Below are 25,320 nucleotides of genomic sequence, written 5' to 3' on the forward strand. Positions count from 1 at the left end.
CGCTTCGCGGCATGGCCGAGGCGAGGGCTCGACGGCGCCGCGGCTCGGGAAGGGGGCGGTGTAAAGCCAAGGAGGCAGCAGCCGCAAAGGGGATGAAACACCCCGGTTAGATGACGACTGGATAGCGGTTGTTGCAAGGAGGTTTGCAAGGGGTTTCGTAATCGGCAACTCCTTGCTACTGTCCCGCCGATACCCGGCCGGCAGACTAGGAGCGCTAGATGCGTCGCACAGCCAGAGGGATCGTCGTACTCGCCTGCACGACCCTTGCTCTGACGCTCGCCGCCTGCGGCGGCGAGGACGACAAGTCGGGGGATTCGGGGCAGAAGACCGATCCCGCCGCCCTGAAGGCGGAACTGACCTGGTGGGACACCTCGGACCCGAAGAACGAGGGTCCGGCCTTCCAGGAACTAGTCGCGAAGTTCAACCAGACCTACCCGAACGTCAAAATCAACTACCAGTCGGTGCCGTTCGGCGAGGCACAGAACAAGTTCAAGACCGCGGCCCAGGCCAAGACCGGTGCCCCGGACATCCTCCGGGCCGAGGTGGCCTGGGTACCGGAGTTCGCCTCGCTCGGCTACCTCTACGCCCTCGACGGCTCGGAGCTGACCGCCGACGAGTCCGACTTCCTGCCCACCCCGCTCTCGGCGGACAAGTACGACGGCAAGACGTACGGCGTACCGCAGGTGACCGACTCGCTCGCCCTGCTCTACAACAAGGAACTGCTGACCAAGGCCGGCATCGGTGCGCCCCCGACGACCTGGGCCGACCTGAAGACCGCCGCGCTGACTGTGAAGCAGAAGACCGGTGCCGACGGGATCTACGTCAACCCGGCCGGCTACTTCATGCTGCCCTTCATGTACGGCGAGGGCGGTGACCTGGTCGACGCCGGAGCCAAGAAGATCGTCGTCAACTCGGCGCAGAACGTCGCCGGGCTGAACGTCGCCAAGGACCTGATCGCCAGCGGCGCGGCGCCGAAGCCGGCCGCGAACGACGCCTACGGCACGATGATGACCCTCTTCAAGGAGAAGAAGGTCGCGATGATCGTCAACGGGCCGTGGGAGGTCAACAACATCAAGGGCGCGCCGACCTTCGGCGGGCTGGAGAACCTCGGTATCGCCCCGGTCCCGGCCGGCTCGGCCAAGGCCGGTGCACCGGTCGGCGGGCACAACTACGTGGTCTGGTCCGGCATGCCGCAGGAGAAGGTCGACGCGGCGATCGCCTTCGTCAAGTTCATGAGTTCGGCGGAGTCGCAGGGCTTCCTCGCCGAGAAGCTGGGCCTGCTGCCGACCCGCAAGTCGGCGTACGACCTGGACACCGTGAAGAACAACCCGGTCATCACGGCGTTCCGGCCGGTGGTCGAGTCGGCGGTGCCGCGCCCGTGGATCCCCGAGGGCGGCCAGTTCTTCGGCCCGCTGGACCAGATGGCCACCCAGGTGCTGGTGCAGAACAAGGACCCGAAGGCGGCGCTGGACGAGGTCGCCGGGAAGTACAAGTCCGAGGTCGTACCGTCGTACGGCATGTGATCTGGCAGTCGGCGCCGGCCACGGCCGGCGTACCCGTCCGGCACCCGGCGGGGCCGACCGGCGCTGGCCGGCGGCCCTGCCGGGCTCCCTTCCTGGAGCATCGCTGATGACCACCCTGACCACCGGCCCGGCGCCGGCGCCCGCGCCGCCCGGACGCCGCCCCGCCGGCCCGTCCCGGCTGCGTCGGAGCTGGGACAAGCACTGGTACGCCTGGGCGATGGCGTTCCCCGTCGTGCTGGTACTCGCGGTACTGATCTTCTATCCGCTGGTTCGTGGCATCTGGCTCTCGCTGACGAACCTGACCGAGGCCAACCAGGTGGCCGAGGTCTGCACCAGGTCGATCACCGGCGGGGAGGTCTGCAAGGAGAACCCCAACCGGTGGGAGTTCGTCGGGCTGGACAACTACACCCGGGTGCTCACCGGCGAGGTCGGCGAGTTCTGGCAGTGGACCGCGATCACGCTGATCTGGACCTCGGTCTGCGTGGTGTTCCACTACGGCCTCGGGCTGGGCCTGGCCACCATGCTCAACCGGCCGATGCGGCTGCGCGGGCTCTACCGGGTGCTGCTGGTGCTGCCCTGGGCGGTACCCGCCTTCGTCAGCGCCTTCGCCTGGAAGTTCATCTTCAACGAGCGGTTCGGCCTGGCCAACACGCTGCTCACCGCCGTCGGGATCGACCCGGTCGACTGGTTCGCCAACCGGTGGACCTCGCTGTTGACCGCGATCGTCACCAACATCTGGCTCGGGGTGCCGTTCATGATGGTGGCGCTGCTCGGCGGGATGCAGACCATCCCCGACGAACTCTACGAGGCGGCCGAGATCGACGGCGCCAGCCCGTGGCAGCGCTTCGTCAACATCACCCTGCCGGGCCTGCGGCCGGTCAGCATGACCGTGCTGCTGCTCGGCACCATCTGGACCTTCAACATGTTCCCGATCATCTTCCTGGTCACCGAGGGACAGCCGGCCGGCCAGACCGACATCCTGGTGACCGGCGCCTACCGGGCCGCCTTCGAGGGGATCCGGAACTACTCGCTCGCCTCGACCTACGGGGTGTTGATCCTGTCCATCCTGCTCGTCTTCTCGATCTTCTACCGGCGGGCACTGCGCAAACAGGGCGAGGTGTGGTGACGATGAGTCGATCCGTGCGTACCGGCCGGAGCCCGCTGCGGTCGGTGGGGCTGCACGCCACGCTCATCGTGGCCTCGCTGATCGCGGTCGGCCCGATCCTCTGGGTGCTGCTCTCCTCCTTCAAACCCGGGTACGCGGTGCAGAGCAGCGAACTGACCCTGTTCAAGGATCCGACGCTGGCCAACTACGCGTACGTGCTGGGCGAGACCAGGTTCCTGCGCTGGTTCGGCAACTCGGTGGTTGTCGCCGCGTTCACAATGCTCTTCGGGATCTTCCTCGCCGCCACCACCGGGTACGCGGTCTCCCGGTTCAACTTCCCGGGCCGCCGTCCACTGATGACGGTCTTCCTGGTGACCCAGATGTTCCCGGTCGCCATCCTGATCGTGCCGATCTACATGATCATGGCGCGGTTCGGGCTGATCAACACCCCGGCCTCGCTGATCATCGCCAACCTGACCATCGCGGTGCCGTTCTGCGCCTGGATGCTCAAGGGTTACTTCGACTCGATCCCGACCGCCCTGGACGAGGCGGCGGCGATCGACGGCTGCGGCCCGTTCGGCACCTTCTGGCGGGTGGTTCTGCCGCTGGCCCGGCCGGCACTGGCAGTCACCGGCTTCTACGCCTTCCTCACCGCCTGGGGCGAGGTGGCGTACGCCTCCGCCTTCATCCAGGAGGACCGCAACTTCACCCTGGCGTACGGGCTCCAGCAGTTCGTACCCCAGTTCAACCCGCAGTGGGAGTACCTCACCTCGGCGGCGGTACTGGTCACCATCCCGGCCGGACTGGTCTTCCTCTACGCCCAGCGGCACCTGGTCTCCGGGCTGACCGGCGGCGGAACCAAGGGATGACCGGGCCGACGACATCCCCGGAAGGACACATGCGACCACACCACGACGGCTCGGCGCTGCACGTGCCGGAGCAGGCCCCGGCGCTCGGCGACACCGTGGCGGTCTTCCTCCGGGTCCCGGAGTCGTCCCGGGTCGACCGGGTCTACCTGCGCAGCACCCCGGACGGCGAGCCGCGCTTCACACCGGCGACCGTGGACCGGCGCCGCGGTGCCGAGGTCTGGTGGCGGGCCGAGGTCGAGGTGCGCAACCCGGTCACCAACTACCGGTTCCTGCTGGTCGGGGCGGACGGGCGGCAGCGCTGGGTCAACGCGCTCGGCGACTTCGGCCACGACGTACCGGACAACACCGACTTCCGGCTGGTGGCGTACGACCCGCCGCCCGCCTGGGCCCGGGACGCGGTGGTCTACCAGATCTTCCCCGACCGGTTCGCCCGGTCCGCCACCGCCGCCGACCGCGAGGTGCCGGACTGGGCGATCCCGTGCGACTGGGACCGGACCCCGGTGATCGGCCGGGGGCCGGAGACGCCGTACCAGTTCTACGGCGGTGACCTGGACGGCGTCGCCGAACGGCTGGACCATCTCGACCGGCTCGGGGTGAACACCGTCTATCTGACGCCGATCTTCCCGGCCCGCTCCAACCACAGGTACGACGCCGCCACCTTCGCGCACGTCGACCCGCTGCTCGGCGGGGACGCCGCGCTGGCCCGGCTCGCCGCCGAGGTGCACGCCCGGGGCTGGCGGCTGCTCGGCGACATCACCAGCAACCACACCGGAGACAGCCACCAGTGGTTCGTCGACGCCATCTCCGACGTCGGCGCGGCGGAACGCGAGCTGTACTACTTCGACGAGACCGGCGACTACGAGTCGTGGCTCGGCGTGAAGTCGCTGCCGAAGTTGAACTGGGGCAGCACCGAACTGCGCCGCCGCTTCCTGGCCGGGCCGGATTCGGTACTGGGCCGGTGGCTGCGCCCGCCGTACGGCCTGGACGGCTGGCGGGTGGACGTGGCCAACATGACCGGGCGGCGCGGCCGGGACGCGTACACCCACGAGGTGGCGGCGGCGCTGCGCGCGGCGGTGGTGGCGACCAGACCGGACGCGCTGGTGGTGGCCGAGCACGGGCACGACTTCACCGGTGACCTGGACGCGGACGGCTGGCAGGGCACCATGAACTACGCCGGGTTCCTGCGTCCGGTGTGGAGCTGGCTGCGGCATGACCGGCTGGACCTGCCCGACTTCTTCGGCGCACCGGCCGGGGTGCCGGGGCGGGACGGGCCGGAGGCACTGGCCACGATGCGGGCGTTCGGCGCGCTGGTCTCGTGGCGGGCGCTGAACCACTCGTGGCTGCTGCTCGGCTCGCACGACTCGGCCCGGATCCGCACCGTGGTCGGTGACGCCGGCCGGCAGGAGGTCGCCGTCGGGCTGCTCTGCACACTCCCCGGCACACCGATGATCTTCGCGGGGGACGAACTCGGGCTCACCGGGCGCAACGGCGAGGACTCGCGTACCCCGATGCCGTGGCGGCGGCCGGAGAGCTGGGACGAGGACACCTTCGAGCGGTACCGGGGACTGATCGGGCTGCGCCGGTCGGTGCCGGCACTGCGGCACGGCGGCCTGCGCTGGGCGTACGCCGACGCGGAGAGCCTGGTCTTCCTGCGCGAGTCGCCGACGGAGTCGGTGCTGGTGCTCGCCCGGCGCGGCACCGCCGAGCCGATCCGGCTGGCCGGGCTGCCCTGGGCCGGGCCGGAGGCGGTCAACCTCTACGGCGGTGCGGACGCGCTGCGCCCCGGCCCGGACGGCGCGCTGACGCTGCCCGGGGACGGCCCGACCTTCCAGGTGTGGCGGCTGCCTCCGGTCGGCTGAGCCGCACGTCCACCTCGGGTCGGGCTGCCTGAGCCTCACTTCGACTTCGGGTCGAGGACCTCGCGCATCCGGTTGACCTCGACGGCCTGCTCGAAGGCGATGTTCCGGGCCAGTTCCCGGAGTTGCCGGTCGACGCCGTTCACGAGTACCTCCTGGGCCATCGCGATGGCGCCCTGGTGGTGCGCGCTCATCATGTCGACGAACATCCGGTCGAAGTCGGTGCCGGTCGTCGCGGTGAGCGTGGCGATCGCCTCCGGGGACTGCATGCCGTGCATGGTGGGGTGGTCGTGCCCGGACCCGCCGAGCAGCGCGTCGAGGCCACGGTCGCGCAGCCAGCCCCGCAGCACCTCGACCTCGGGCTGCTGGGCGGCCCGGATCCGGTCGGCGACCGCGATCACGCCGGTGCTGCCGGCCCGATCCGGGACCAGCGCGGCCATCTGCAGGGCCTGCTCGTGGTGCGGCACCATCATCGTGACGAACCGGATGTCGGCCGCGTTGTGCTGCGCCCCGGGCGGCGGGGTGAGCTGGTCCGGCCGGAGCACCTGGGCCGACTCGCCGGGCCGACCGGGCCGGATCACCGGTGCGGTGCCGATGGCCGAGGTGGGCAGGGCCGACGGGGTCGGCGCCGGGGGAGCGCTGGTCGGGGCGGCGGCCGGGGCGGTCGGCCGGTCGTTTCCGCTGGTGGCGACCCAGGCGGTGCCGAGGGCGAGCAGCACCGCCGCCGACTCCACAAGCGCGAGAAACACGATCACGGGCCGGCGACTGCCGCCGGTCGCGCTCCTGGCCAACACCACAGCGTGACTCCCGTCCGCCCTGCCGGCCGGTCGTGGCGTAGCCGGGGCTCTGCGCCGGGGCCGGGTCGTCAACCCCGGGTCGGCCGATGGTAGCCCGGCCACCGGGACCGTGGAAGATCCAGTACGCCCCGACCCCCGGCCGCCACCGGGTCCGGGCCCGTCCTTATCGGACGGCTTCCGCCACCTACTGTCGCACGCCGTGACCGGCCGCTGCCTTCCGGCGGAAACGTGATCTCTCCGGTGTCGTCCGCATCTCTCCGGTGTCGTCCGCGGCTCTCAGCGCGGCCCGGCTACTACAAGTGGTAGGTGATGAGGGAGGATGGGTCCCGTGGAACCTCTCCGGCTGATACTTCTCTACGCCCATTTGATCGGGTTCGCCCTGCTGCTGGGTGGTGCCATCGCCCAGTACGTCACGGGACGGCTCCGGATCAACCCGTTGATGCTCTGGGGCGCCGTCATCCAGCTGCTGACCGGAATCGGCCTCTCCGCACCGTTGCGCGACGGTGACGAGCCCGACCCGGCGAAGCTGGTCACCAAGCTGGTGATCGCTCTGGCGATCTTCGTGATGGTGTTCTTCTCCCGCAAGCGGGAGGTGGTCAACCGTGGTCACTTCATGGCGATCATCGGGCTGACCCTGGTCAACGCCGCGGTCGCGGTCTTCTGGCGCTGACCCGGTCGCGGTCTGCCGCCGACGCTGACCCGTCGGCGGCCTTCTGTTGCTGCCCCGGCTGCCGTCTGCTGGCGCTGAACCGGCGGGCCGGCGCGGCCGGGTGGCGGTCGGCGTGGTGGAACGGCACGAAACGGGACGTCCCATAGGTCCAGGTCGCGCATCGGGCGGGCCGGGGAGTGATGTCGCGCACCCTGAAGTTACGTAAGGGTAACGGGCGTTAAACAGTCAGGCACGATTGTCGGCCGGTGGACAGGCGCGGGCGTACGCTCCCGTCCGTAACGTGGGACAGCCGGCGGCAACGCGCAGGCCGGCTTATGGCTGCCACCGCGGTGGGCGGTGTGCAATGGGAAGGAGACCGTCTTGCGCTCTGTGCGTGGGATGCGGATCGTCTCGGTATTCGCGGTGGGCGGGCTCGCGCTGGGCGCCGCCGCGTGTGGTGAGGCACCGAGCGATAGCAACGCGGGCGGCACCGCGGCCGACAAGTACACCGCGTGCATGGTGACGGACGTCGGAGGCATCGACGACAAGTCGTTCAACACCTCCGCCTGGGCTGGCCTGGAGGCGGCCAAGGCCGCCGACAGCAAGATCGATATCAAGTACGTGGCGTCCAAGGCCGAGGCGGACTACGAGCCGAACCTCACCCAGTACGTCAACCAGGACTGCGACTTCATCCTCGCCGTCGGTGGTCTGATGGGCGAGGCGACCTCCAAGATCGCCAAGGCGCACCCGGACCAGCAGTTCGGCATCGTCGACGCGAAGCTGCCGGAGAGCAACGTCTTCCCGATGCAGTTCGACACCGCGCAGGCCGGCTTCCTCGCCGGTTACCTGGCGGCCGGGATGACCAAGTCCGGCAAGGTCGGCACCTACGGCGGCATGAAGATCGGTCCGGTGACCATCTTCATGGACGGCTTCGTCGACGGGGTGGCCCACTACAACAAGGCCAAGAGCAAGAACGTCCAGGTGCTCGGCTGGAACAAGGCCACCCAGAACGGGTCGTTCACCAACGACTTCGTCAAGCAGGACGAGGGCAAGAAGGTCTCCGACACCCTGGTCGCCCAGGGTGCGGACATCATCATGCCGGTGGCCGGCGGCTCCGGCCTGGGCACCACGGCGGCCGCACAGGCCTCCGGCGGCAAGTACTCGGTGATCTGGGTCGACGTTGACGGCTGCCAGAGCACCCCGAACTGCCCGGCGCTGCTGACCACCGTCGTCAAGAACATCACCGACGCCGTCAAGGACGCCGTGGTGACCGCGGCCAAGGGCGAGAAGCTGGCCCACGACCCCGGCTACCTCGGCACCCTGGCCAACAACGGCGTCTCGCTGGCGCCGTACCACGAGTTCGACAGCAAGGTGCCGGCGGAGCTCAAGGCCGAGGTCGACAAGATCAAGGCTGACATCAGCTCCGGCGCGATCAAGGTCACCTCGGCCAGCCAGCCGAAGTGATCTCCGGTCGGCCGTCCGAGGAGTTCGGGCGGCCGACCGAAACGGCTCCGACATCGTGGATCCGGTCGCTCCGATCGTCGTGGAGACATATCTCCACACCGGTCGGGGCGGCCGGTTTTCACGCCGGTCAGCCGGGCTGCGCCGACCGTCGGCGAGGCGGGCCGGACAGCCCGTCGTGAGCGGCGGACCGACCCCTGTCGACCCCGCCGACCAGCAGCTAGGCTGCACCATCCGCCCGCACTCTCCAGGAGGTTGCGCTGAGACTCGAACTGCGCGGCATCACCAAGCGGTTCGGTGAGCTGGTCGCCAACGACCACATCGACCTGACGGTGGAGCCCGGAGAGATCCACGCGCTTCTCGGCGAGAACGGCGCGGGCAAGTCCACCCTGATGAACGTGCTGTACGGCCTGCTCCAGCCCGACGAGGGCGAGGTGCTCGTCGACGGCAGGCCGCTGCGGGCCAAGGGCCCCGGCGACGCCATCGCGGCCGGCATCGGCATGGTGCACCAGCACTTCATGCTGGTCCCGGTCTTCACCGTCGCCGAAAACGTGATGCTCGGCGCCGAGCAGGTCCGGGGCGGCATCGTCGGCTTCCTCGACCGGCGCCGGGCCCGCCGCCAGGTGACCGAGGTCTCCAGCCGCTACAACCTGCGGGTCGACCCGGACGCGGTGGTCGAGGACCTGCCGGTCGGCGTGCAGCAGCGGGTCGAGATCCTCAAGGCACTGACCCGGGATGTCGACCTGCTGATCCTGGACGAGCCGACCGCCGTGCTGACCCCGCAGGAGACCGAGGAACTGCTCGGGATCATGCGTTCGCTCAAGGACTCCGGCAAGTCGATCGTCTTCATCACGCACAAGCTCAAAGAGGTCAAGGCGATCGCGGACCGGATCACCGTGATCCGCCGGGGCCGGACCGTCGGCACCGCCAGCCCGAGCGCCAGTGAGGACGAACTGGCCGCGCTGATGGTCGGGCGTACGGTCAACCTGACCGTACGCAAGACCGCCGCCACGCCCGGCGAACCGGTACTGGAGGTCGAGGGACTCGTCGTCGACGACGAGCGCTCGGTACGCGCCGTCGACGGCGTCGACCTGACCGTACGGGCCGGTGAGGTGCTCGGCATCGCAGGTGTGCAGGGCAACGGCCAGACCGAGCTGATCGAGGCGCTGATGGGGCTGCGCCCGGTACTGCACGGCACGGTGCACCTGGGTGGTCAGCGCATCGACGGCTGGCCGACCAAGCGGGTGCTGCGGGCCGGCGTCGGCTACGTCCCCGAGGACCGCAGCGTCGACGGGCTGGTCAAGGAGTTCAGCGTCGCCGAGAACCTGGTGCTGGACATCTACGACCGGCCGCCGTTCGGCTCCGGACTGGTGCTCCGGCCGGACGCGATCACCGCCTCGGCCCGGGAGCGGATCCCCGAGTTCGACGTGCGCACCCCGTCGGCGGAGGCGGCCGTCGGCACGCTCTCCGGCGGCAACCAGCAGAAAGTGATCATCGCCCGGGAGATGTCCCGGCCACTCAAGCTCTTCGTCGCGGCCCAGCCGACCCGGGGCGTGGACGTCGGCTCGATCGAGTTCATCCACCGCCGGATCATCCACGAGCGGGACATCGGCACCGCCGTACTCCTGGTCTCCAGCGAGTTGGACGAGGTGATCGGGCTGGCCGACCGGATCGCGGTGATGTACCGGGGCCGGATCCTCGACATCGTCGGGCCGGACACCCCGCGCGAGGAGATCGGCCTGCTGATGGCCGGCATCACCGACGCCGCACCGGACGGGGCCGACGGGGCCGACGGCAGCGTAATTGACGCAACCCCCGACGGGCCGGCGATCCCGGCTCCTGACGTCGCTGGTAGCGAGGAAATTCGATGACCGACGAGAACGAGCCGGGGACGCCGTCGCCGGAGAAGTCTCCGGCCGGGCAGCGGCCCGGTGCCGAGACCGCGACGCTCGGCGCGACGGATCCGCCCGACGCGGGCACGGGCGATTCCGGCGGTACGTCGCCAGCCGGTTCCGGGATCGGCCAGGGCGGACCCGTGGCCAAGTTGCAGGACCGGGACGGCGGTGGACGGCAACTGCTCCAGGCGTTCGTGCACAACCTCTGGGCGGCCAACACCGTCACGGTCACCGTGCTGGCGATCGTGCTGGCCACGCTGATCGGCGCGGTGCTGATCATCGTCTCCGACCCGGACGTGCTCGCCACCTGGGGTTACTTCACCGCCCAACCCTCCGACGCGCTCAACTCCAGTTGGGCGGTGGTCAGCGACGCGTACGCGAACCTGTTCAAGGGCGCCGTCTTCGACCCGGCGGCCGTACAGGCCTGGGTGAACGGCACCGGCGGCTGGCAGCCGGTCTTCGCGCCGATCTCGGAGACGCTCACCTACACCGCCCCGCTGGTCTTCACCGGGCTGGCGGTCTCGCTCGCCTTCCGGGGCGGCCTGTTCAACATCGGCGCACAGGGGCAGGCCACCCTCGGGGTGATCCTGGCCGCGCTGGCCGGCTTCCTGCTGCCGCTGCCGCCGGTGCTGCACCTGATCGTGGCGGTACTCGCCGGAGCGGTGGGCGGGGCGATCTGGGGCTTCGTCCCCGGTTTCCTGAAGGCGCGTACCGGCGCGCACGAGGTGATCACCACGATCATGCTCAACTACGTCTCGTTCTCCTTCCTGGCCTGGATCATCGTGCAGAACGGGGTGCACGCCCCGAACCGGACGGACGCGATCAGCCGCTCGGTGGACGGCTCCGCCCAACTGCCCCGGTTGCTCGGCGGCGACCTGCGGGTGCACCTCGGCATCGTGCTCGCGGTCGCCGCCACCTGGGCGGTGAGCCTGCTGCTCAACCGCTCCACCTTCGGCTTCGAGCTGCGTGCGGTCGGCGCCAACCCGGACGCGGCACGGACCGCCGGGATCAGCGTCGGCCGGACGTACGTGCTGGTGATGGTGATCGCCGGGGCGCTCTCCGGACTCGGCGGCGCGAACATGGTGCTCGGTACCACCGCCACCGCGCTCACCCCGCTGGTGGTCGCCCAGATCGGCTTCGACGGCATCCTGGTGGCACTGCTCGGCCGGGTGAAGCCGTGGGGGGTCGCACTCGCCGCCCTGCTCTTCGGGGCGCTCCAGGCCGGCGGCAACCGGATGCAGTCGTACGCCAGCATCTCGCTGGAGCTGGTCACCGTGCTCCAGGCGCTGATCGTCATCTTCATCGCCGCGCCGGCACTGGTGAAGGCGATCTTCGGGCTCCGGGCCGCCCGGGCCGCCAGGTTGTCCACGAGCATGGCGAAGGGCTGGTAGCGCCGGTGAGTGCGAGGAGTGAGCTTGCGAGCCCCGCAGTCGCGAACGGAGGGCGACACTGATGTCGACCATGACTGCCGAGGAGCTGGCCGTTGCGGTACGGCCGGGCTTCTGGACCCGGGACCGCAAGGTCGGCGCCGGTGCCGTACTGCTCGGGCTGGTCGCGGCGGTGCTCTTCGGTGCGCTGGCCACCGGCGAGGACGCGCGGTTCACGCTCAGCGAGGACGCTGGCGGTGCGGCGCTGGCCATCGACGGTACCGTCGGGGCGATCCTGTTCGGGCTGGTCGCGGCGGCGGCCGGTGCCGCGCTGCTGGCCGGGCTGCCGAAGCGCTGGTTCGTGCCGCTGCTCGGCGTGGCGGTGGCCGGGGTGGTGCTCTCCTTCCTCTGCTGGCAGGTGTCGGCCGCGCCCGCCGGGCAGAACTTCATGCCGCTGGTCAACATCGTCCGGGGCACCTTCGTACTGGCCCTGCCGCTGATCTTCGGCGCCCTGGCCGGTGTGCTCTGCGAGCGGTCCGGCGTGGTCAACGTGGCGATCGAGGGCCAACTGCTGATGGGTGCCTTCGCCGGTGCCCTGGTCGGCACGCTCGCCGCGAGCGCCTGGATCGGGCTGGTCGCGGCGGCGCTGGGCGGCGCGCTGATCTCGTTGCTGCTGGCGATCTTCACCATCCGCTACCTGGTCGACCAGGTGGTGATGGGTATCGTGCTGAACCTCTTCGCGGTCGGGCTGACCGGGTTCCTCTACGAGCGGCTGATGCAGCCGGAGGCGACGAAGTACAACCAGCCGCCGAGGTTCGAGGCGTGGCCGATCCCGGTGCTGTCGGACATCCCGGTGCTCGGGCCGGCACTGTTCCGGGGCAACATCTTCCTCTACCTGGCGCTGATCCTGGTGGTGGTGATCAACGTCGCGCTGTTCCGTACCCGGTGGGGGCTGCGGACCCGCTCGGTGGGTGAGCACCCGACTGCCGCCGACACCCTCGGCGTGAAGGTACTGGCGCTGCGCTACCGCAACGTGCTGCTCGCCGGCATGGTCGCCGGGCTGGGCGGTGCCTCCTACACACTTGCGCTCTACACCTTCAGCAAGAACATGATCGGCGGCAAGGGCTTCATCGCGCTGGCCGCGCTGATCTTCGGGCGGTGGAGTCCGACCGGTGCCCTGCTGGCGGCGCTCTTCTTCGGCTTCGCCGACCAGCTCGGCACCTACCTGGGCGCGATCGACAGCAGCATTCCGAGCGAGTTCCTGGCGATGCTGCCGTACCTCGCCACCCTGCTCGCCGTCGCCGGCCTGGTCGGCAAGGTGCGGGCGCCGGCCGCCGACGGCAAGCCCTACATCAAGGGCTGACCGTCGGCGGGGCAGGATGGGGGCGTGACGATGGAGATTGACTGGGCGATGCTGCGGGCCGCCGCGACCGACGTGATGCGGCACGCGTACGCGCCGTACTCGAACTTTCCGGTCGGGGCGGCGGCGCTTGTCGACGACGGCCGGGTGGTGGTCGGCTGCAACGTCGAGAACGCCGGGTACGGGGTGACGCTCTGCGCCGAGTGCGGAGTGGTCTCCGCGCTGCACGCCTCGGGCGGGGGACGGCTCGTCGCACTGTCCTGCGTGGGGGCGACCGGCGAGCCGCTGATGCCGTGCGGGCGGTGCCGGCAACTCCTCTGGGAGAACGGCGGGCCGGAGTGCCTGATCGAGGCGGATCCGGTGCCGCTGCGGATGGCCGAGCTGCTGCCGCACGCGTTCGGGGTGGAGGACCTGGAGGCGATCGCGACCTCGCTGAAGGTGCCGCCGGTGCCGGACGAACTGGCCGCCTGGCGGGGCCGGGGCACGGTCTTCGTACATCCGGACGTCTCCGGTGGGCGGCAGGTCTGGACGGGCTACTGGGAGCGGGCCGCCGGCGACGCCGAGGGGGTCCGGACCGGCGTACTCGAAGAGGCCCCGACCTGGGAGGACCCGGCCGAGGCGGTGAGCTGGGGACAGGCCCGCACCCCCAGGGTGGTGGTGGTCGACGCCGCCGGCGCGATGTTCTGGGCCGGTGAGGGGGAGCCGCCGGCCGAGATCCCGCAGCGGTGGGGTGACTGAGCCCGTTCCAGGCTCGACGGAGAGCCGTGGCGAGGGTTCGGCCCGAGTCCGGTCCAGGGTTCGACAGGCAACTGGGAAGAGGAAGCAAGCTGTGGGTGGGTTAGCCGCGGTCGACGTGATCCGGGCGAAGCGGGACGGTGGGACGCTCTCCGACGAGCAGATCGACTGGGTGGTCGACGCGTACACCCGGGGGCGGGTGGCCGACGAGCAGATGTCGGCACTGGCGATGGCGATCCTGCTCCGCGGCATGACGCCGGGCGAGATCGCCCGCTGGACCGCCGCGATGATCGCCAGCGGAGACCGGCTGGACCTCTCCGGGGTACGCCGGCCGACCGTGGACAAGCACTCCACCGGTGGCGTCGGCGACAAGATCACCCTGCCGCTCACCCCGCTGGTGGCGGCGTGCGGTGCCGCCGTACCGCAGCTCTCCGGTCGTGGGCTCGGGCACACCGGCGGGACGCTGGACAAGCTGGAGTCGATTCCGGGGTGGCGGGCCGCGCTGGGCAACGACGAGTTCATCGCCCAACTGGGCGAGGTCGGCGCGGTGATCTGCGCGGCGGGTGAGCGGTTGGCGCCGGCCGACCGCAAGCTCTACGCGCTGCGCGACGTCACCGGCACGGTCGAGGCCATCCCGCTGATCGCCAGCTCGATCATGAGCAAGAAGATCGCGGAGGGTACCGGGGCGCTGGTGCTGGACGTCAAGGTCGGCTCGGGCGCGTTCATGAAGTCGGAGGCGGACGCCCGGGAACTGGCCCGGACCATGGTGGAGCTGGGCGGCGCGCACGGGGTGCGCACGGTCGCCCTGCTGACCGACATGTCGACACCGCTGGGGCTGGCCGTGGGCAACGCCGTCGAGGTGGCCGAGTCGCTCGAGGTGCTGGCCGGTGGCGGGCCGGCCGACGTGGTGGAGCTGACCGTCAGGCTCGCCAGGGAGATGCTCGACGCGGCCGGGTTGCCGGAGGCCGATCCGGAGCGGGCACTGCGGGACGGCCGGGCCATGGATGTCTGGCGGGCGATGATCCGGGCCCAGGGTGGCGATCCGGAGGCACCGCTGCCGGTCGCCGCGGAGGTGGAGATCGTCCGGGCTGAGCGGGACGGCTACGTCGCCGCCGTCGACGCGTACGGGATCGGGATCGCGGCGTGGCGGCTCGGCGCGGGACGGGCCCGCAAGGAGGACCCGGTCAGCGCCGGCGCCGGGGTGCTGCTGCACCGCAGACCGGGCGATCCGGTACGCGCCGGTGAGCCGCTCTACGAGCTGCGGGCCGACGACCCGGGGCGGATTCCGGCAGCACGCGCCGACGCCGCCGGAGCGGTGTCGATCTCGACCGAGCCGCCGACCCTGCCGCCGCTGGTCATCGACCGGATCGGCTAGCCTCCCGCCGGATAACCCAGGTGCGCTGTCCGGATCGGCTTCCACCGTTACGGCTGGCACGCCGGGCGCCCATGGTGTCCCGCCTGCCGACCGGCTATCCTCCGTCGCCGGGGGGTAGCACCGGGTACTGGGTCGGCTCGACGACGGGTCACATCGCACCCGGTGTGCCGTGGGCGCCGTGCGCGCTCGACGCGACTCCGACGTGACAGGAAACAGGCCGTGACCGTATCCGTTCCCGACCCGCAGGCGGTCCGGGCCGCCAACGTGACCGAGTTGCAGCGGTTGGGGCTGCCCGTGCCACCGGAGCAGTTTCCGTTGGTCTGGGAGCCGGGCGACACCGTCGAGCTGCGACCGACCGCCGAGATCGAGGCCCGGACCGCGGTACTGCACCTGGTGCTGGCGCGCTGCTTCGGCATGCCACCGGAGGCGGGGATGAGCTGGCTGCTCGGCTCGCACCTGGTGGAGGCGGTGACGCCGCCGGAGTGGCAGTTCGTGATGGGCAGCCGGGGCGACCACCGCTCGTTCGTACTGCACCACGACGCGGTCTTCGCGCTGGCCTGGGTACTCGGGCTGAGCCGGCACCTGGACCCGGCGGAGCCCAGCGACGAGCGGTTGATGGAGCGGCTGCCCAACCTGGCGGCGGGGGAGACGTTCGGCCAGTGGCGCTCCCGTACCCTGGCGGCGCCCCGGGACGCGGCGGAGGTCGCCGTCGTACTCGACTTCTACTACTGCCTGGACTGGGGTTACCTGGAGGCGGAGCAGTCGGGGCTGCGCCTGCCCGGGATGATCGACAGTAATGCGATCGGCCAGCGGCGGTGGGCGCTGGAGTGGGCGGTGGTGTTCCGCGGTCCGTTCCACGACCCACCGGCCGGCTGGGAGGAGGTCGACCTCTCCACCTGACCGGCCCGGCTCCACCCGACCGGTCCGCTCCGACCGATACCGACCGGCTCGGCCCGACCGGCTGGCGGTCAGCGGGGGTGGTGGGCGGTCACCTGGACCGCGACGGTGACCGTGCTCGGCTCCGGCAGTTCGTCGATCCGCCCCCGGGCCGGGTCGGTGTGCCAGGCGCTCGGACCCATCCCGACCAGGGTGCGGATCCCGGCCCGGTCGAGCCGGAGGGTGGCCCGATGCACCGCCGTCGCGCCCGGCGTGAAGTGTTCGGCCAGGCTGCCGGCGACCCGCGCCTCCTTGGCCGGGTCGACCCGGAGCAGGTCGAGCCGGTCGACCAGCTCGCCGAGGTGTTCGGCGGTCGGCGTGACCACCAGCAGCGCGCCGTCGTCGCGCAGTACCCGGCGGAACTCGGGCCCGTTGCGCGGGGCGAAGACGTTCAACAGCAACCCGGCGGCGCCGTCGGCGAGCGGCAGCCCCCGCCAGGTGTCGCAGAGCGCGGCACCGGCCCGGGGGTGGGCCCGGGCGGCCCGGCGCAGCGCCGGCTTGGAGACGTCCAGGGCCAACCCGACGGCGGCGGGCAGGGCGTCGAGCACCGCGCCGAGGTGCCGGCCGGTGCCGGCGCCGGCATCCACCACCAGTTCCGGGTACGTCTGCGGCGCCCGACCGGCGAGAGTCCTGGCGAAATCGGCGAGCGCGGTCGAGATCAGGTCGTAGTGACCGGCGTCGAGGAACTCTTCCCGGGCGGCCACCATCGCCGGGGTGTCCCCGGAGTGCGTGACCCGGCCGGCGGTCAGGTTGACGTACCCCTGACGGGCCAGGTCGAAGCTGTGTCCCGCCGGGCAGCGCAGCGCGACCGCGGCGGCGGGCGGTACGGCGGCCAGCGGCCGGCCGCAGACCGGGCAGCGCAGCCGCCGCAGGACCTCGGGTGGCACGCCGTCACGATAGTGCGCGACCGCGCCGGGCCCGGCGGTGGTACGGCGGTACGCCGCCCGTGGTGCCGCCGCTGGCCGGGCCACTAGGGTCGGGGGATGGCGGCAATCGGCTACGACGACATCGTCCGGGTACCCAAGGCGCTGCTGCACGACCACCTCGACGGCGGGCTGCGCCCGGCGACGGTGGTCGAACTCGCCGAGGCGGTGGGGCATCGGCTGCCCACCACCGATCCGGAGGAACTCGGCCGGTGGTTCGTGGAGGCGGCCGACTCGGGCTCGCTGGAGCGTTACCTGGAGACCTTCGCGCACACCGTGGCGGTGATGCAGACGGCCGATGGGCTGCGCCGGGTGGCCGCCGAGTGTGCCCTGGACCTGGCCGCCGACGGGGTGGTCTACGCGGAGGTGCGGTTCGCTCCGGAGCAGCACCTGGAGCGCGGGCTCGACCTCGACGGCGTGGTGGAGGCGGTGCTGGCCGGCTTCGCCGAGGGTGCAGCCGAGGCGGCGGCGGAGGGACATCCGATCCGGATCGGCACGCTGCTGACCGCGATGCGGCACGCGGCCCGCTCGCAGGAGATCGCCGAACTGGCCGTCCGGCACCGCGACACCGGTGTGGTGGGCTTCGACATCGCCGGTGCGGAGGCGGGCTTCCCGCCCACCCGGCACCTGGACGCCTTCGAATACCTGCAACGGGAGAACTTCCACTTCACCATCCACGCCGGCGAGGCGTTCGGGCTGCCCTCGATCTGGCAGGCGATCCAGTGGTGCGGTGCCGACCGGCTGGGTCACGGGGTACGGATCGTCGACGACATCACCCCCGGTGCCGACCGGCCGGTGCTCGGGCGGCTCGCCGCGTACGTGCGGGACAAGCGGATCCCACTGGAACTCTGCCCGTCGTCGAACGTGCAGACCGGTGCCGCGCCGTCGATCGCGGAGCACCCGATCGGGCTCCTGCGCGACCTGCGGTTCCGGGCCACCGTCAACACCGACAACCGGCTGATGAGCGGCACCTCGATGTCCCGGGAGATGGCGCTGCTGGTCGAGGCGTTCGACTACGGCTACCCGGAGTTGCAGTGGTTCACCATCAACGCGATGAAGAGCGCCTTCATCCCGTTCGACGAGCGGCTCGCCATCATCAACGAGGTGATCAAGCCGGCGTACGCCAAGCTGTTGCCCTGACAGCGCATCGATCTGACCTGGTGCGGATCCGCCACCGAGTCGGGGCGTTGTCGCACGATTTCCGGACCGCTATCTCTTTTGGTCGGGAAAAGTGCCGGGCCGGTCGGCCGGGCTGTCCGGGTGGCCATTCGACGGTCCGCACGGAGCGCGTAATCCGGCACTTCGACCTTGCCGTGCCGGACCGGTCGGGCAATTGTTCTCTGCGCCGTGCGAGCGCTGGCCTTCCGGCGACACCGGAGCCGGGCGCAGCAACCGTACGGGAGGGCGTAGGGTTTCCCCGTGCCGGTAACGTTCGATACGTTGCGGTGCGGGTTCCGGGTCGGAACCGAGCGGTGACCAGCCGATTCTGGACGGTTGACGGCAGTGGAGCATGGACAGGATGCGTGACTACCCTGGGTGACGCCAGAAAGACAGACTGCTGTCAAATCGCGGAGACATCCCGATGCGCTTCCAGTCGGTGACAACCTGGGCTTTCTTCTTGAGTTGCGGCGTGATGGAATCTCGGAGGTCCGACCCACCCGGGTCGGTCGATCAGCGGTGCCCTGGACCATTGGCCGGGTACTGGATGGGAAGGCGGTGACGTGAGCAAGCGGCCGAAGACAGCAAGCCCGATCCTGTCGCGTCTCCGCTGGCCGGTCGCCGGCCGGCTGCGCGACATGCCGATCTGGTCGAAGCTGGGTCTGATCATGATCGCGCCGACCATCGCGGTCGTCGTGGTCGGCACGACCAGCATCGTCGACCACATGGAGACGTTGGACGACGCGAACCGGGCGCACACCCTGGCCACGCTCGCCCAGACCTCCGGCGAACTGGTGCACGACCTGCAGGACGAGCGGGCGGGCGCCGTACTGCTGCTCGGTGCGCAGAACGAGACCACCCGGAAGACGGCCCGCGACGCCTACAACAAGGTGCACCCCGATGTCGACAAGGCCAAGGGGCCCTACTCGGAGCGCCGGGCACAGCTCGACGAGCTGCCGGGCAACTTTGACGCGCTGCTGGCCCAGATCGACCAGGGCCTGGCCGACCTGCCGGGGATCCGCAGCCAGGTCATCAACTCCAAGCTCAAGCTGACCGACGCGGCACAGTCGTATGAGGGTCTGATCAACGACCTGCTCAACATCCGGGACCTGGCCTCGCAGCTCGCCGGCAACGCCTCGCTGAGCGACCGGATGCGGGCCGCCGCCGCCAACGCGCGCGGCAAGGAGTTCCTGTCGATGCGCCGGGTCGTGGTGCACCGCGCCCTGATCGACGGTCGGCTGACCGCCGCGTTGCAGACCGACTACATCGCCACCGAAACCGGTCAGCAGCAGGCGTTGCAGACCTTCAAGGCGATCGCCACCGGCTCCGAGTCAGCCTTCTACGACGAGACGGTGACCGGCGCCGACGTGCGCGAGGTCGACAGCTACGGCGGCTGGATCCGGGGACGGACCGACGAGCGCATGTCCGACGCGCCGTTCGACGCCGAGGACTGGGACTCCGCGATGGTCGGCAACGCCCAGCTGATCCGCGCGGTCGAGGTCCGGCTCGACTCCGACGTGCTCGCCGAGGCGAGCGCGCTCCGCAGCGACGTGCAGCGCCAGGTCTTCCTGGAGACCGGCCTGCTGCTCAGCATGCTGCTGCTGGCCGTGCTCTTCGCCTATCTGGTCGCCCGCTCGATGGCCCGCTCGCTGCGCGAACTGCGGCACGGCGCGCTCTCCGTCGCCCAGTACGGGCTGCCGCACGCGGTGTCCCGACTGCGTGACCCGCAGGTGACCGCGCAGATGTCGCCGGTACAGGTGGCCAACCAGATCGCCGAGACACTACCGGTACGCAGCAAGGACGAGTTCGGCCAGGTGACCGAGGCGTTCAACGCCGTCCACCTGGAGGCCGTCCGGACCGCCGCCGAGCAGGCCGCACTGCGGGCCTCGGTCGCGACGATGTTCGTCAACCTCGCCCGCCGTTCGCAGATCCTGGTCGACCGGCTCATCGGTCACCTGGACCGGCTGGAGCGGGGCGAGGAGGACCCGGACCGGCTGGCGGAGCTCTTCCAGCTCGACCACCTGGCCACCCGGATGCGCCGCAACGACGAGAACCTGCTGGTGCTGGCCGGCGCCGACTCGACCCGGGTGCAGCGCGAGCCGGCGGCACTGATCGACGTGCTCCGGGCCGCACAGTCCGAGGTCGAGCACTACACCCGGATCGAGTTCGGCATGGTCGACCGGGACATCGAGGTCCAGGCCGCCGCCGTCAACGACCTGGTGCACCTGGTCGCCGAGCTCTTCGACAACGCGACGGCCTTCTCTCCGCCGGACTCGCAGGTGATGGTCGAGGCCCGCCGGGTCGGTGACCGGGCGACGCTCTTCGTCGAGGACCGGGGCATCGGCATCACCGCCGAGCAGCTGCAGGACCTCAACGAGCGGCTCGCCACACCGCCCGCCGTCGACGTGACCGTCTCCCGGATGATGGGTCTGGTCGTGGTCGCCCGGCTGGCGTCCCGGCACGGCGTCAAGGTCGAGTTGCGGCCCGGCCACGACCGGGGCACCGTCGCCGACGTCACGCTGCCCACCTCGATGCTGATCCCCCGGGCGCTCTCCGGCCGGACGCAGCACCCGGGCGGTTTCCCGGGTACCCCGGAACCCTCCGCCCGCCCCGGGCTCGGCGCACCACTCGCCCTGGAGAGCGCTCCGGCCACGCCGCAGGTGTCGGCCTTCGGCGGCGACCGCGGCTCGGCCTTCGGCGGCGGCGATCGTGGCTCGAACTTCGGTGGAGGTGACCGTGCCCCCGGCTTCGGTGGCGACCGTGGACCTGCCTTCGGCGGCGACCGTGGCCCGGGCTTCGACCGCAACCGCGACGGCGCTCCGCCCGGCCGCCCCTACGAGCCGGCGACGAACGGCGGCGGGCAGAGCGGCCCCCCGAGCCAGCCCAGAGAGATGCCGGCCTGGTCGGACCTGACCGGCGCCCGGGCGGGACGCAACGGAGCCGACCCGTTCACGCCGCGGATCCCCAACGGACACGACATCGAGCCGCTGCCGCAGCGGCGGGCCACCGAGCAGGATCCGAGCGGCCTCTCGTCGACCGAGACGACGATGTCCGGGTTCATCCCACGGCAGCGTCCGGCCACACCGGATCCGCAGCCGAACGGGCTGACCGCGCAACCGCCGGTCTCCGCGCCGCCGGTACCGCCGGTTTCGGCTCCGCCGGCCGGGCAACCGCCGGTCTCCGCGCCGCCGTTCGGTCTGAACCCGGCCGCGCAGCCGCAGGCACCGGTGCCGTCACCGTCCGCACAGCCGCAGGCTCCGGGCGGCAACGCACCGCCGGCCTGGCCGCCGGTGAACACGCCGGACCGGGAGCCCGCCGCGCCACCCGTCCCGGAGCGCCTGGCAGCGGCCCTCGACATGACGGCCGAGCTGCCCAGGATGGCTCGACCCTCGGCGGCGGACGCCACGGCCAACGTCGAGGCGCGGCCGAAGTTCGCCGACGAGACCATGGAACTGCCGATCTTCCGCGAGCTGGAGTCGGCCTGGTTCCGCACCCGCCGCAAGCCCGAGGAGACCGTCGGGCAACCGCAGGGCGGGGTTGCGTCCTCCCAGGCGACCAGCCAGGCCGTCGCGGTGGACACCGCCGTTCCCGACGCGGCCCAGCCCGGGCCCGTACCGACCACAGGCAACGCGGCAACGGTGAACAGCCCGAGGCCCGGTGGCCAGCAGCCGGGGAGTGGGCCGGTCACCAACGGCACCGGTCGGCCGGGTGACGGCGGCGGTTGGCGTACGGCTGCCGACGACGGTTGGCGGGCAGCCATGGCGGCTACGGCGGCCGCCACGACCTCGGGTGGCCAGACCACCCAGACCGGACTGCCCAAGCGGGTACCGATGGCACAGTTGGTGCCCGGAGCGGTGGAGAAGCCAACCACCTCGGTGCAGCGACGTACGCCTGAGGCGGTACGCGGGCTCTTGTCCGCGTACCACCGTGGGGTGCAGCGTGGCCGCACGCACCCGACGGACGACCAGTCGATCAACCCGGAGGCGACTCCGGCTGGGCAGCGATCCCCGCAGGCCGGGGTGGGCCCCGCGACCGCTAGCGGCCAGAAGGAGCATGAAGGATGACATCTACGCAGGATCTCGGTTGGCTGTTGGCCAACTTCGCCGATCGTGTGCCCGGCGTCGCCCACGCGATCGCCGTCTCCGCGGACGGTCTGCTCCTGGCGTCGTCACGGGACCTCCCGCGTGACCGGGCGGATCAGCTCGCCGCGATCGCATCCGGCCTGGTCAGCCTGACCCAGGGGGCGGCGCGCTGCTTCGAGGGTGGGGCGGTGCTGCAGACGGTGGTCGAGATGGACAATGGTTTCCTGTTCCTGATGTCCATCTCGGACGGCTCGTCCTTCGCGGTCCTCGCGGCCCGGAGCAGTGACGTCGGGCAGGTGGGCTACGAGATGGCACTGCTCGTCGACCGGGTGGGTGACGCGTTGACGCCGCCACCCCGGGCCGCTGCGGGGATGCTGAGCTAGGTGGTACCCCGGCCGGTGTGGTTCGTCGGCCGGTGCGACGACAATGGCACAATGACGAACTCCAGGCGTTGGGTCTCGGGTGCGACGAGAAGGGGGTGAACGGCGATGATGGCTGAACGCGACGAGCCGACGGGCGCGCTGGTGAGGCCATATGCCGTTACCCGTGGTCGTACCAGACCGAGACTGGACATCGCCCTGGAGGCGCTCGTCGAGACGACGGTGCGCGGTCGGTCCGCCGGTAACGGCAATGGCGGCCAGGGCCGGGAGCATCAATACATCGCCGCGCTGTGTGATGGTCGGCTGCAGTCGCTCGCGGAGATCGCGGCGCGGATGCAGTTGCCGCTCGGAGTGGCTCGGGTCCTGATCGCCGACATGGCCGCCGATGGCCTGGTGGCGGTGCACGAACCGACAATCCTGGACGACTCAAACGACGCGGTGGGCACTGAACTGCTGGAGAGGGTGCTGAGTGGACTTCGCAGGCTCTGACATGTCGCACCGCCCAACGGCCGGGCGCGTGACATCGGCGAAGATCGTCATCGCCGGTGGCTTTGGCGTCGGCAAGACAACACTGGTCGGTTCGGTCTCGGAGATCACGCCGCTGACCACCGAGGCGATCATGACGTCAGCTGGGGTGGGTGTCGACGACACCCGCCAGGTGCCGGGCAAGACGACCACCACGGTCGCCATGGACTTCGGTCGAATCTCGATCGACCGGGATCTGATCCTTTACCTGTTCGGCACCCCGGGCCAGACGCGGTTCTGGTTCATGTGGGACGAACTGGTACGGGGAGCGATCGGTGCGGTCGTCCTGGTGGACACCCGCCGGCTGGCCGACTGCTTCGCGGCCATCGACTTCTTCGAGCACCGGCGGCTGCCGTACCTCGTGGCGATCAACTGCTTCGACGGGATGCAGTACCACGACCCGCAGGACGTGCGGGACGCGCTGGCGATCTCGAACGAGGTGCCGGTCGTCGCGTGTGACGCCCGGAACCGGGAGTCGACCAAGCACGTGCTGATCTCGCTCGTCGAGTACGTGCTCACCATGCGGCGCTCGCGCGCCGTCGCCCCGGCCTGAGCGGCGCGAGCACACGCCCCCGTCGGGAGTGGTCCGGCCGTAGGCTGACCCGCCCGACGAGGTCGCCCGGCCCGTGCCGGGCTGGCGGCTGTCCGCGTCAGCCCGGCGAAGTCGCCCGCGTCGTGGTGCCGCCAGTCAACTGCTCCTGGCCGAGTCGGTAGAGCCGGGCCGTCCGCGCTGGACGATCGCGAGGCGGCGCCCGGTTCGGGCCGCCGAGGAGAGTCGCCGCGCACCCGGGACAGGCCGCAGGCGCGGGCACCGCGTCGATCCGCTCGTCAGGCGACGTGGGAGACCGGCGCAGCGCACCCTCAGAAGACCGGCGCAGCGCAACGTCAGGAAACCCGGCTCCAGGAGCCGGAGACCACTGTGAAGACGCCGAGCGAGTCCGGCTCCATCCCGCCATGCCGGATCGGCGCGAACGAGTACGCCCCGGCGATCCCCTCGGTGATCTGGTTGCCCAGGTAGGCACGGAGCCGACCCCGGTCGACGCTCTTGCCGAGCCGGGCCGCGTTGACGATCAGTCGCAGCGCGTCCGCCCCGTACGGCGCGAAGCCGCTGAACGAGCCGTGCAGGTGGATGTACCGGTAGACGAAGTCCCGCCGGTCCAGCCCGGCGGTGGAGGTGTTCGTCAGCGAGGAGCTGTTCAGCGAGGCGGGGTGCACGACGTACGCGCCCTCGACAGCCGAGGCGTTCTCCTCCGACAGGGTGTCCTCGGCCACCGCCCCGGCGTCGAAGAAGATCCGGCCCCGGTAGCCGGTCTGCCGCAGCGCCCGGGCTGCCGTACCGGAGAACGGCGCGGTGCCCCAGACGACCACGGCCTCGGGATCGGGGTCGGTCACCTTGCGGGCTGCCGGGCGGTGGTCGGCCTTCTCGCCCCGGGGCTGTCGGGTCACCTTGACGAGGTCGACGTCCACGGCCTTCAGGGCGGCTGTGACGGCCCGTACGCCCGAATCTCCGTGTGCGCCTGGCGCCGCCAGCAGGCCGACCCGTTCGAGGCCCTGTGAGCGAATCAGCCGGGCCAGCGCCCTCGCCACGTCCCGGGCGTCCGGGGTGAGCTTGAAGATGTACGTCCGCTGCGCGAGCGGCACGGTGAGGTTGTCGGCCGCGGCGAAGGAGATGAACGGCACCTGCTGCTGCTGGGCGATCGGGATGATCGCCAGCGAGGTCTCGGCGAGGCAGCCGCCGATCAGCGCGTGCACGTTCTCCCGGGTGGCCAGCTCGGTGGCGTGCTGGGCGGCGAGCCGTGGCTCGCTGGCGTTGTCCCGGATCACCAGTCGGACGTTGCGGCGCAGGTTGCCGACGGGTACGCCCTGCTCGTTGAGCTTGTCCACGGTGATCTTCAGTGCCCGTTCCTGGAGTACGCCGAGCGCCTGACCGGGGCCGGTGAGTTCGAGGCTGGCGCCGACGACGAGTTCGCGGGCACCGGGTCCGGGCGGTCCGACGGGGTTCCGGTCCTCACGTCCGCAGGCGGCGAGCAGGGTGGTGGCGGCCGCCGCCAGGACGCCTCGCCGGCTCAGCGTCCACGCCTGCACTGCCGGTCCGGCCATCGTCGCCCCTCCATCCCCTGGTCACAGGTGTCGCCTGCGGTCCCGGGGTATGGTCGCGGCCCCTTCCGGGCGTCGTCAACTCCGCGTGATGTGGGAAGAAACACCAGGTCTACACGGGATCGAAGCTGACTGGCGAGTCAGTCAGGCGGCCTTGACCGGACGGTACCGGGCGATGTCGTGGACCGGCCGGGCCGGTGCGCGGAGCCCGGCCGGACAGGCACCCG

Annotated in this window: 20 protein-coding genes; 17 read left to right on the forward strand and 3 right to left on the reverse strand. The window is 70.9% G+C overall.

The features are described from left to right. The first annotated feature begins 218 nt into the window (after nucleotides 1-218). The 4 genes from CLT71_RS26980 to CLT71_RS26995 all read left to right on the forward strand — a co-directional run bounded on the left by CLT71_RS26980 (nucleotide 219) and on the right by CLT71_RS26995 (nucleotide 5,356). Nucleotides 219-1,523: an extracellular solute-binding protein gene (locus CLT71_RS26980; protein ID WP_101369579.1), complete on the forward strand. Its 1,305-nt coding sequence runs from the start codon at nucleotides 219-221 to the stop codon at nucleotides 1,521-1,523. A gap of 106 nt (nucleotides 1,524-1,629) precedes the next feature. After that, entirely contained in the window at nucleotides 1,630-2,649 is a 1,020-nt protein-coding gene (locus CLT71_RS26985; RefSeq protein WP_101369580.1) for a carbohydrate ABC transporter permease, read from the forward strand. 2 nt (nucleotides 2,650-2,651) lie between these two features. Then, entirely contained in the window at nucleotides 2,652-3,497 is an 846-nt protein-coding gene (locus CLT71_RS26990; RefSeq protein ID WP_101371816.1) for a sugar ABC transporter permease, read from the forward strand. Between the two features lie 29 nt (nucleotides 3,498-3,526). Then, on the forward strand, nucleotides 3,527-5,356 hold the full coding sequence (locus tag CLT71_RS26995; RefSeq protein WP_101369581.1) for a glycoside hydrolase family 13 protein: 1,830 nt from the start codon (nucleotides 3,527-3,529) through the stop codon (nucleotides 5,354-5,356). 35 nt (nucleotides 5,357-5,391) lie between these two features. On the opposite strand, the gene CLT71_RS27000 is transcribed toward CLT71_RS26995, so the two are convergent. Beyond that, entirely contained in the window at nucleotides 5,392-6,108 is a 717-nt protein-coding gene (locus CLT71_RS27000; RefSeq protein WP_101369582.1) for a DUF305 domain-containing protein, read from the reverse strand. A 370-nt stretch (nucleotides 6,109-6,478) separates the two neighbouring features. Here CLT71_RS27000 and CLT71_RS27005 point away from each other — a divergent pair, with 370 nt between their 5' ends. The 8 genes from CLT71_RS27005 (at nucleotide 6,479) to CLT71_RS27040 (ending at nucleotide 15,892) form a co-directional block, all read left to right on the forward strand. Continuing rightward, complete coding sequence (locus CLT71_RS27005; protein WP_101371817.1) at nucleotides 6,479-6,820, forward strand: hypothetical protein; 342 nt, start codon at nucleotides 6,479-6,481, stop codon at nucleotides 6,818-6,820. Between the two features lie 378 nt (nucleotides 6,821-7,198). Then, the gene (locus CLT71_RS27010; protein WP_101369583.1) at nucleotides 7,199-8,263 is read left to right on the forward strand and encodes a BMP family ABC transporter substrate-binding protein; all 1,065 of its coding nucleotides are present in this window, start codon (nucleotides 7,199-7,201) and stop codon (nucleotides 8,261-8,263) included. Nucleotides 8,264-8,580: 317 nt separating this feature from the next. Beyond that, nucleotides 8,581-10,131 (forward strand): ABC transporter ATP-binding protein, encoded by a 1,551-nt coding sequence (locus tag CLT71_RS27015; protein WP_486483728.1) that lies wholly within the window; start codon nucleotides 8,581-8,583, stop codon nucleotides 10,129-10,131. Continuing rightward, a complete protein-coding gene (locus tag CLT71_RS27020) occupies nucleotides 10,128-11,546 on the forward strand; it encodes an ABC transporter permease (protein WP_101369585.1) in 1,419 nt (472 codons plus the stop codon). The genes CLT71_RS27015 and CLT71_RS27020 overlap by 4 nt, the downstream gene beginning before the upstream one ends. A 61-nt stretch (nucleotides 11,547-11,607) precedes the next feature. Beyond that, nucleotides 11,608-12,885: an ABC transporter permease gene (locus CLT71_RS27025; protein WP_101369586.1), complete on the forward strand. Its 1,278-nt coding sequence runs from the start codon at nucleotides 11,608-11,610 to the stop codon at nucleotides 12,883-12,885. Between the two features lie 30 nt (nucleotides 12,886-12,915). Further along, nucleotides 12,916-13,620 carry a cytidine deaminase gene (locus CLT71_RS27030; RefSeq protein ID WP_101371818.1) on the forward strand — a complete coding sequence of 235 codons (705 nt, stop codon included), beginning with the start codon at nucleotides 12,916-12,918 and terminating at the stop codon, nucleotides 13,618-13,620. A gap of 91 nt (nucleotides 13,621-13,711) precedes the next feature. After that, the gene (locus CLT71_RS27035) at nucleotides 13,712-14,992 is read left to right on the forward strand and encodes a thymidine phosphorylase (protein ID WP_101369587.1); all 1,281 of its coding nucleotides are present in this window, start codon (nucleotides 13,712-13,714) and stop codon (nucleotides 14,990-14,992) included. A gap of 219 nt (nucleotides 14,993-15,211) precedes the next feature. Further along, on the forward strand, nucleotides 15,212-15,892 hold the full coding sequence (locus CLT71_RS27040; protein ID WP_101369588.1) for a DUF4272 domain-containing protein: 681 nt from the start codon (nucleotides 15,212-15,214) through the stop codon (nucleotides 15,890-15,892). Between the two features lie 68 nt (nucleotides 15,893-15,960). Here CLT71_RS27040 and CLT71_RS27045 read toward each other — a convergent pair whose 3' ends face one another. Next, nucleotides 15,961-16,815 (reverse strand): putative RNA methyltransferase, encoded by an 855-nt coding sequence (locus tag CLT71_RS27045; protein ID WP_101371819.1) that lies wholly within the window; start codon nucleotides 16,813-16,815, stop codon nucleotides 15,961-15,963. A 96-nt stretch (nucleotides 16,816-16,911) separates the two neighbouring features. Between CLT71_RS27045 and CLT71_RS27050 the strand changes: the two genes are divergently transcribed. The 5 genes from CLT71_RS27050 to CLT71_RS27070 all read left to right on the forward strand — a co-directional run bounded on the left by CLT71_RS27050 (nucleotide 16,912) and on the right by CLT71_RS27070 (nucleotide 23,549). Continuing rightward, nucleotides 16,912-17,991 (forward strand): adenosine deaminase, encoded by a 1,080-nt coding sequence (locus CLT71_RS27050; RefSeq protein WP_101369589.1) that lies wholly within the window; start codon nucleotides 16,912-16,914, stop codon nucleotides 17,989-17,991. Nucleotides 17,992-18,572: 581 nt separating this feature from the next. Beyond that, a complete protein-coding gene (locus CLT71_RS27055) occupies nucleotides 18,573-22,073 on the forward strand; it encodes a nitrate- and nitrite sensing domain-containing protein (protein WP_101369590.1) in 3,501 nt (1,166 codons plus the stop codon). Next, entirely contained in the window at nucleotides 22,070-22,474 is a 405-nt protein-coding gene (locus tag CLT71_RS27060) for a roadblock/LC7 domain-containing protein (protein ID WP_101369591.1), read from the forward strand. Before CLT71_RS27055 ends, CLT71_RS27060 begins: the two co-directional genes overlap by 4 nt. Nucleotides 22,475-22,582: 108 nt before the next feature. Continuing rightward, nucleotides 22,583-22,960 carry a DUF742 domain-containing protein gene (locus CLT71_RS27065; RefSeq protein ID WP_101371820.1) on the forward strand — a complete coding sequence of 126 codons (378 nt, stop codon included), beginning with the start codon at nucleotides 22,583-22,585 and terminating at the stop codon, nucleotides 22,958-22,960. A gap of 1 nt (nucleotide 22,961) precedes the next feature. Continuing rightward, the gene (locus CLT71_RS27070) at nucleotides 22,962-23,549 is read left to right on the forward strand and encodes a GTP-binding protein (RefSeq protein WP_101369592.1); all 588 of its coding nucleotides are present in this window, start codon (nucleotides 22,962-22,964) and stop codon (nucleotides 23,547-23,549) included. A 332-nt stretch (nucleotides 23,550-23,881) separates the two neighbouring features. Here CLT71_RS27070 and CLT71_RS27075 read toward each other — a convergent pair whose 3' ends face one another. Beyond that, nucleotides 23,882-25,096 (reverse strand): ABC transporter substrate-binding protein, encoded by a 1,215-nt coding sequence (locus CLT71_RS27075; protein WP_101369593.1) that lies wholly within the window; start codon nucleotides 25,094-25,096, stop codon nucleotides 23,882-23,884. Nucleotides 25,097-25,320 lie beyond the last annotated feature (224 nt).

The sequence above is a fragment of the Plantactinospora sp. CNZ320 genome (assembly GCF_002846275.1).

What these genes read in the sequence shown, in the direction of transcription:
- CLT71_RS27065 (WP_101371820.1), top strand. Translation starts at nt 22,583, where the DNA reads ATGGCTGAACGCGACGAGCCGACGGGCGCGCTGGTGAGGCCATATGCC.
- CLT71_RS27025 (WP_101369586.1), top strand. Translation starts at nt 11,608, where the DNA reads ATGTCGACCATGACTGCCGAGGAGCTGGCCGTTGCGGTACGGCCGGGC.
- CLT71_RS27075 (WP_101369593.1), bottom strand. Translation starts at nt 25,096, where the DNA reads ATGGCCGGACCGGCAGTGCAGGCGTGGACGCTGAGCCGGCGAGGCGTC.
- CLT71_RS27060 (WP_101369591.1), top strand. Translation starts at nt 22,070, where the DNA reads ATGACATCTACGCAGGATCTCGGTTGGCTGTTGGCCAACTTCGCCGAT.
- CLT71_RS26985 (WP_101369580.1), top strand. Translation starts at nt 1,630, where the DNA reads ATGACCACCCTGACCACCGGCCCGGCGCCGGCGCCCGCGCCGCCCGGA.
- CLT71_RS27020 (WP_101369585.1), top strand. Translation starts at nt 10,128, where the DNA reads ATGACCGACGAGAACGAGCCGGGGACGCCGTCGCCGGAGAAGTCTCCG.
- CLT71_RS27010 (WP_101369583.1), top strand. Translation starts at nt 7,199, where the DNA reads ATGCGGATCGTCTCGGTATTCGCGGTGGGCGGGCTCGCGCTGGGCGCC.
- CLT71_RS26995 (WP_101369581.1), top strand. Translation starts at nt 3,527, where the DNA reads ATGCGACCACACCACGACGGCTCGGCGCTGCACGTGCCGGAGCAGGCC.
- CLT71_RS26980 (WP_101369579.1), top strand. Translation starts at nt 219, where the DNA reads ATGCGTCGCACAGCCAGAGGGATCGTCGTACTCGCCTGCACGACCCTT.
- CLT71_RS27050 (WP_101369589.1), top strand. Translation starts at nt 16,912, where the DNA reads ATGGCGGCAATCGGCTACGACGACATCGTCCGGGTACCCAAGGCGCTG.
- CLT71_RS27030 (WP_101371818.1), top strand. Translation starts at nt 12,916, where the DNA reads ATGGAGATTGACTGGGCGATGCTGCGGGCCGCCGCGACCGACGTGATG.
- CLT71_RS26990 (WP_101371816.1), top strand. Translation starts at nt 2,652, where the DNA reads ATGAGTCGATCCGTGCGTACCGGCCGGAGCCCGCTGCGGTCGGTGGGG.
- CLT71_RS27070 (WP_101369592.1), top strand. Translation starts at nt 22,962, where the DNA reads ATGTCGCACCGCCCAACGGCCGGGCGCGTGACATCGGCGAAGATCGTC.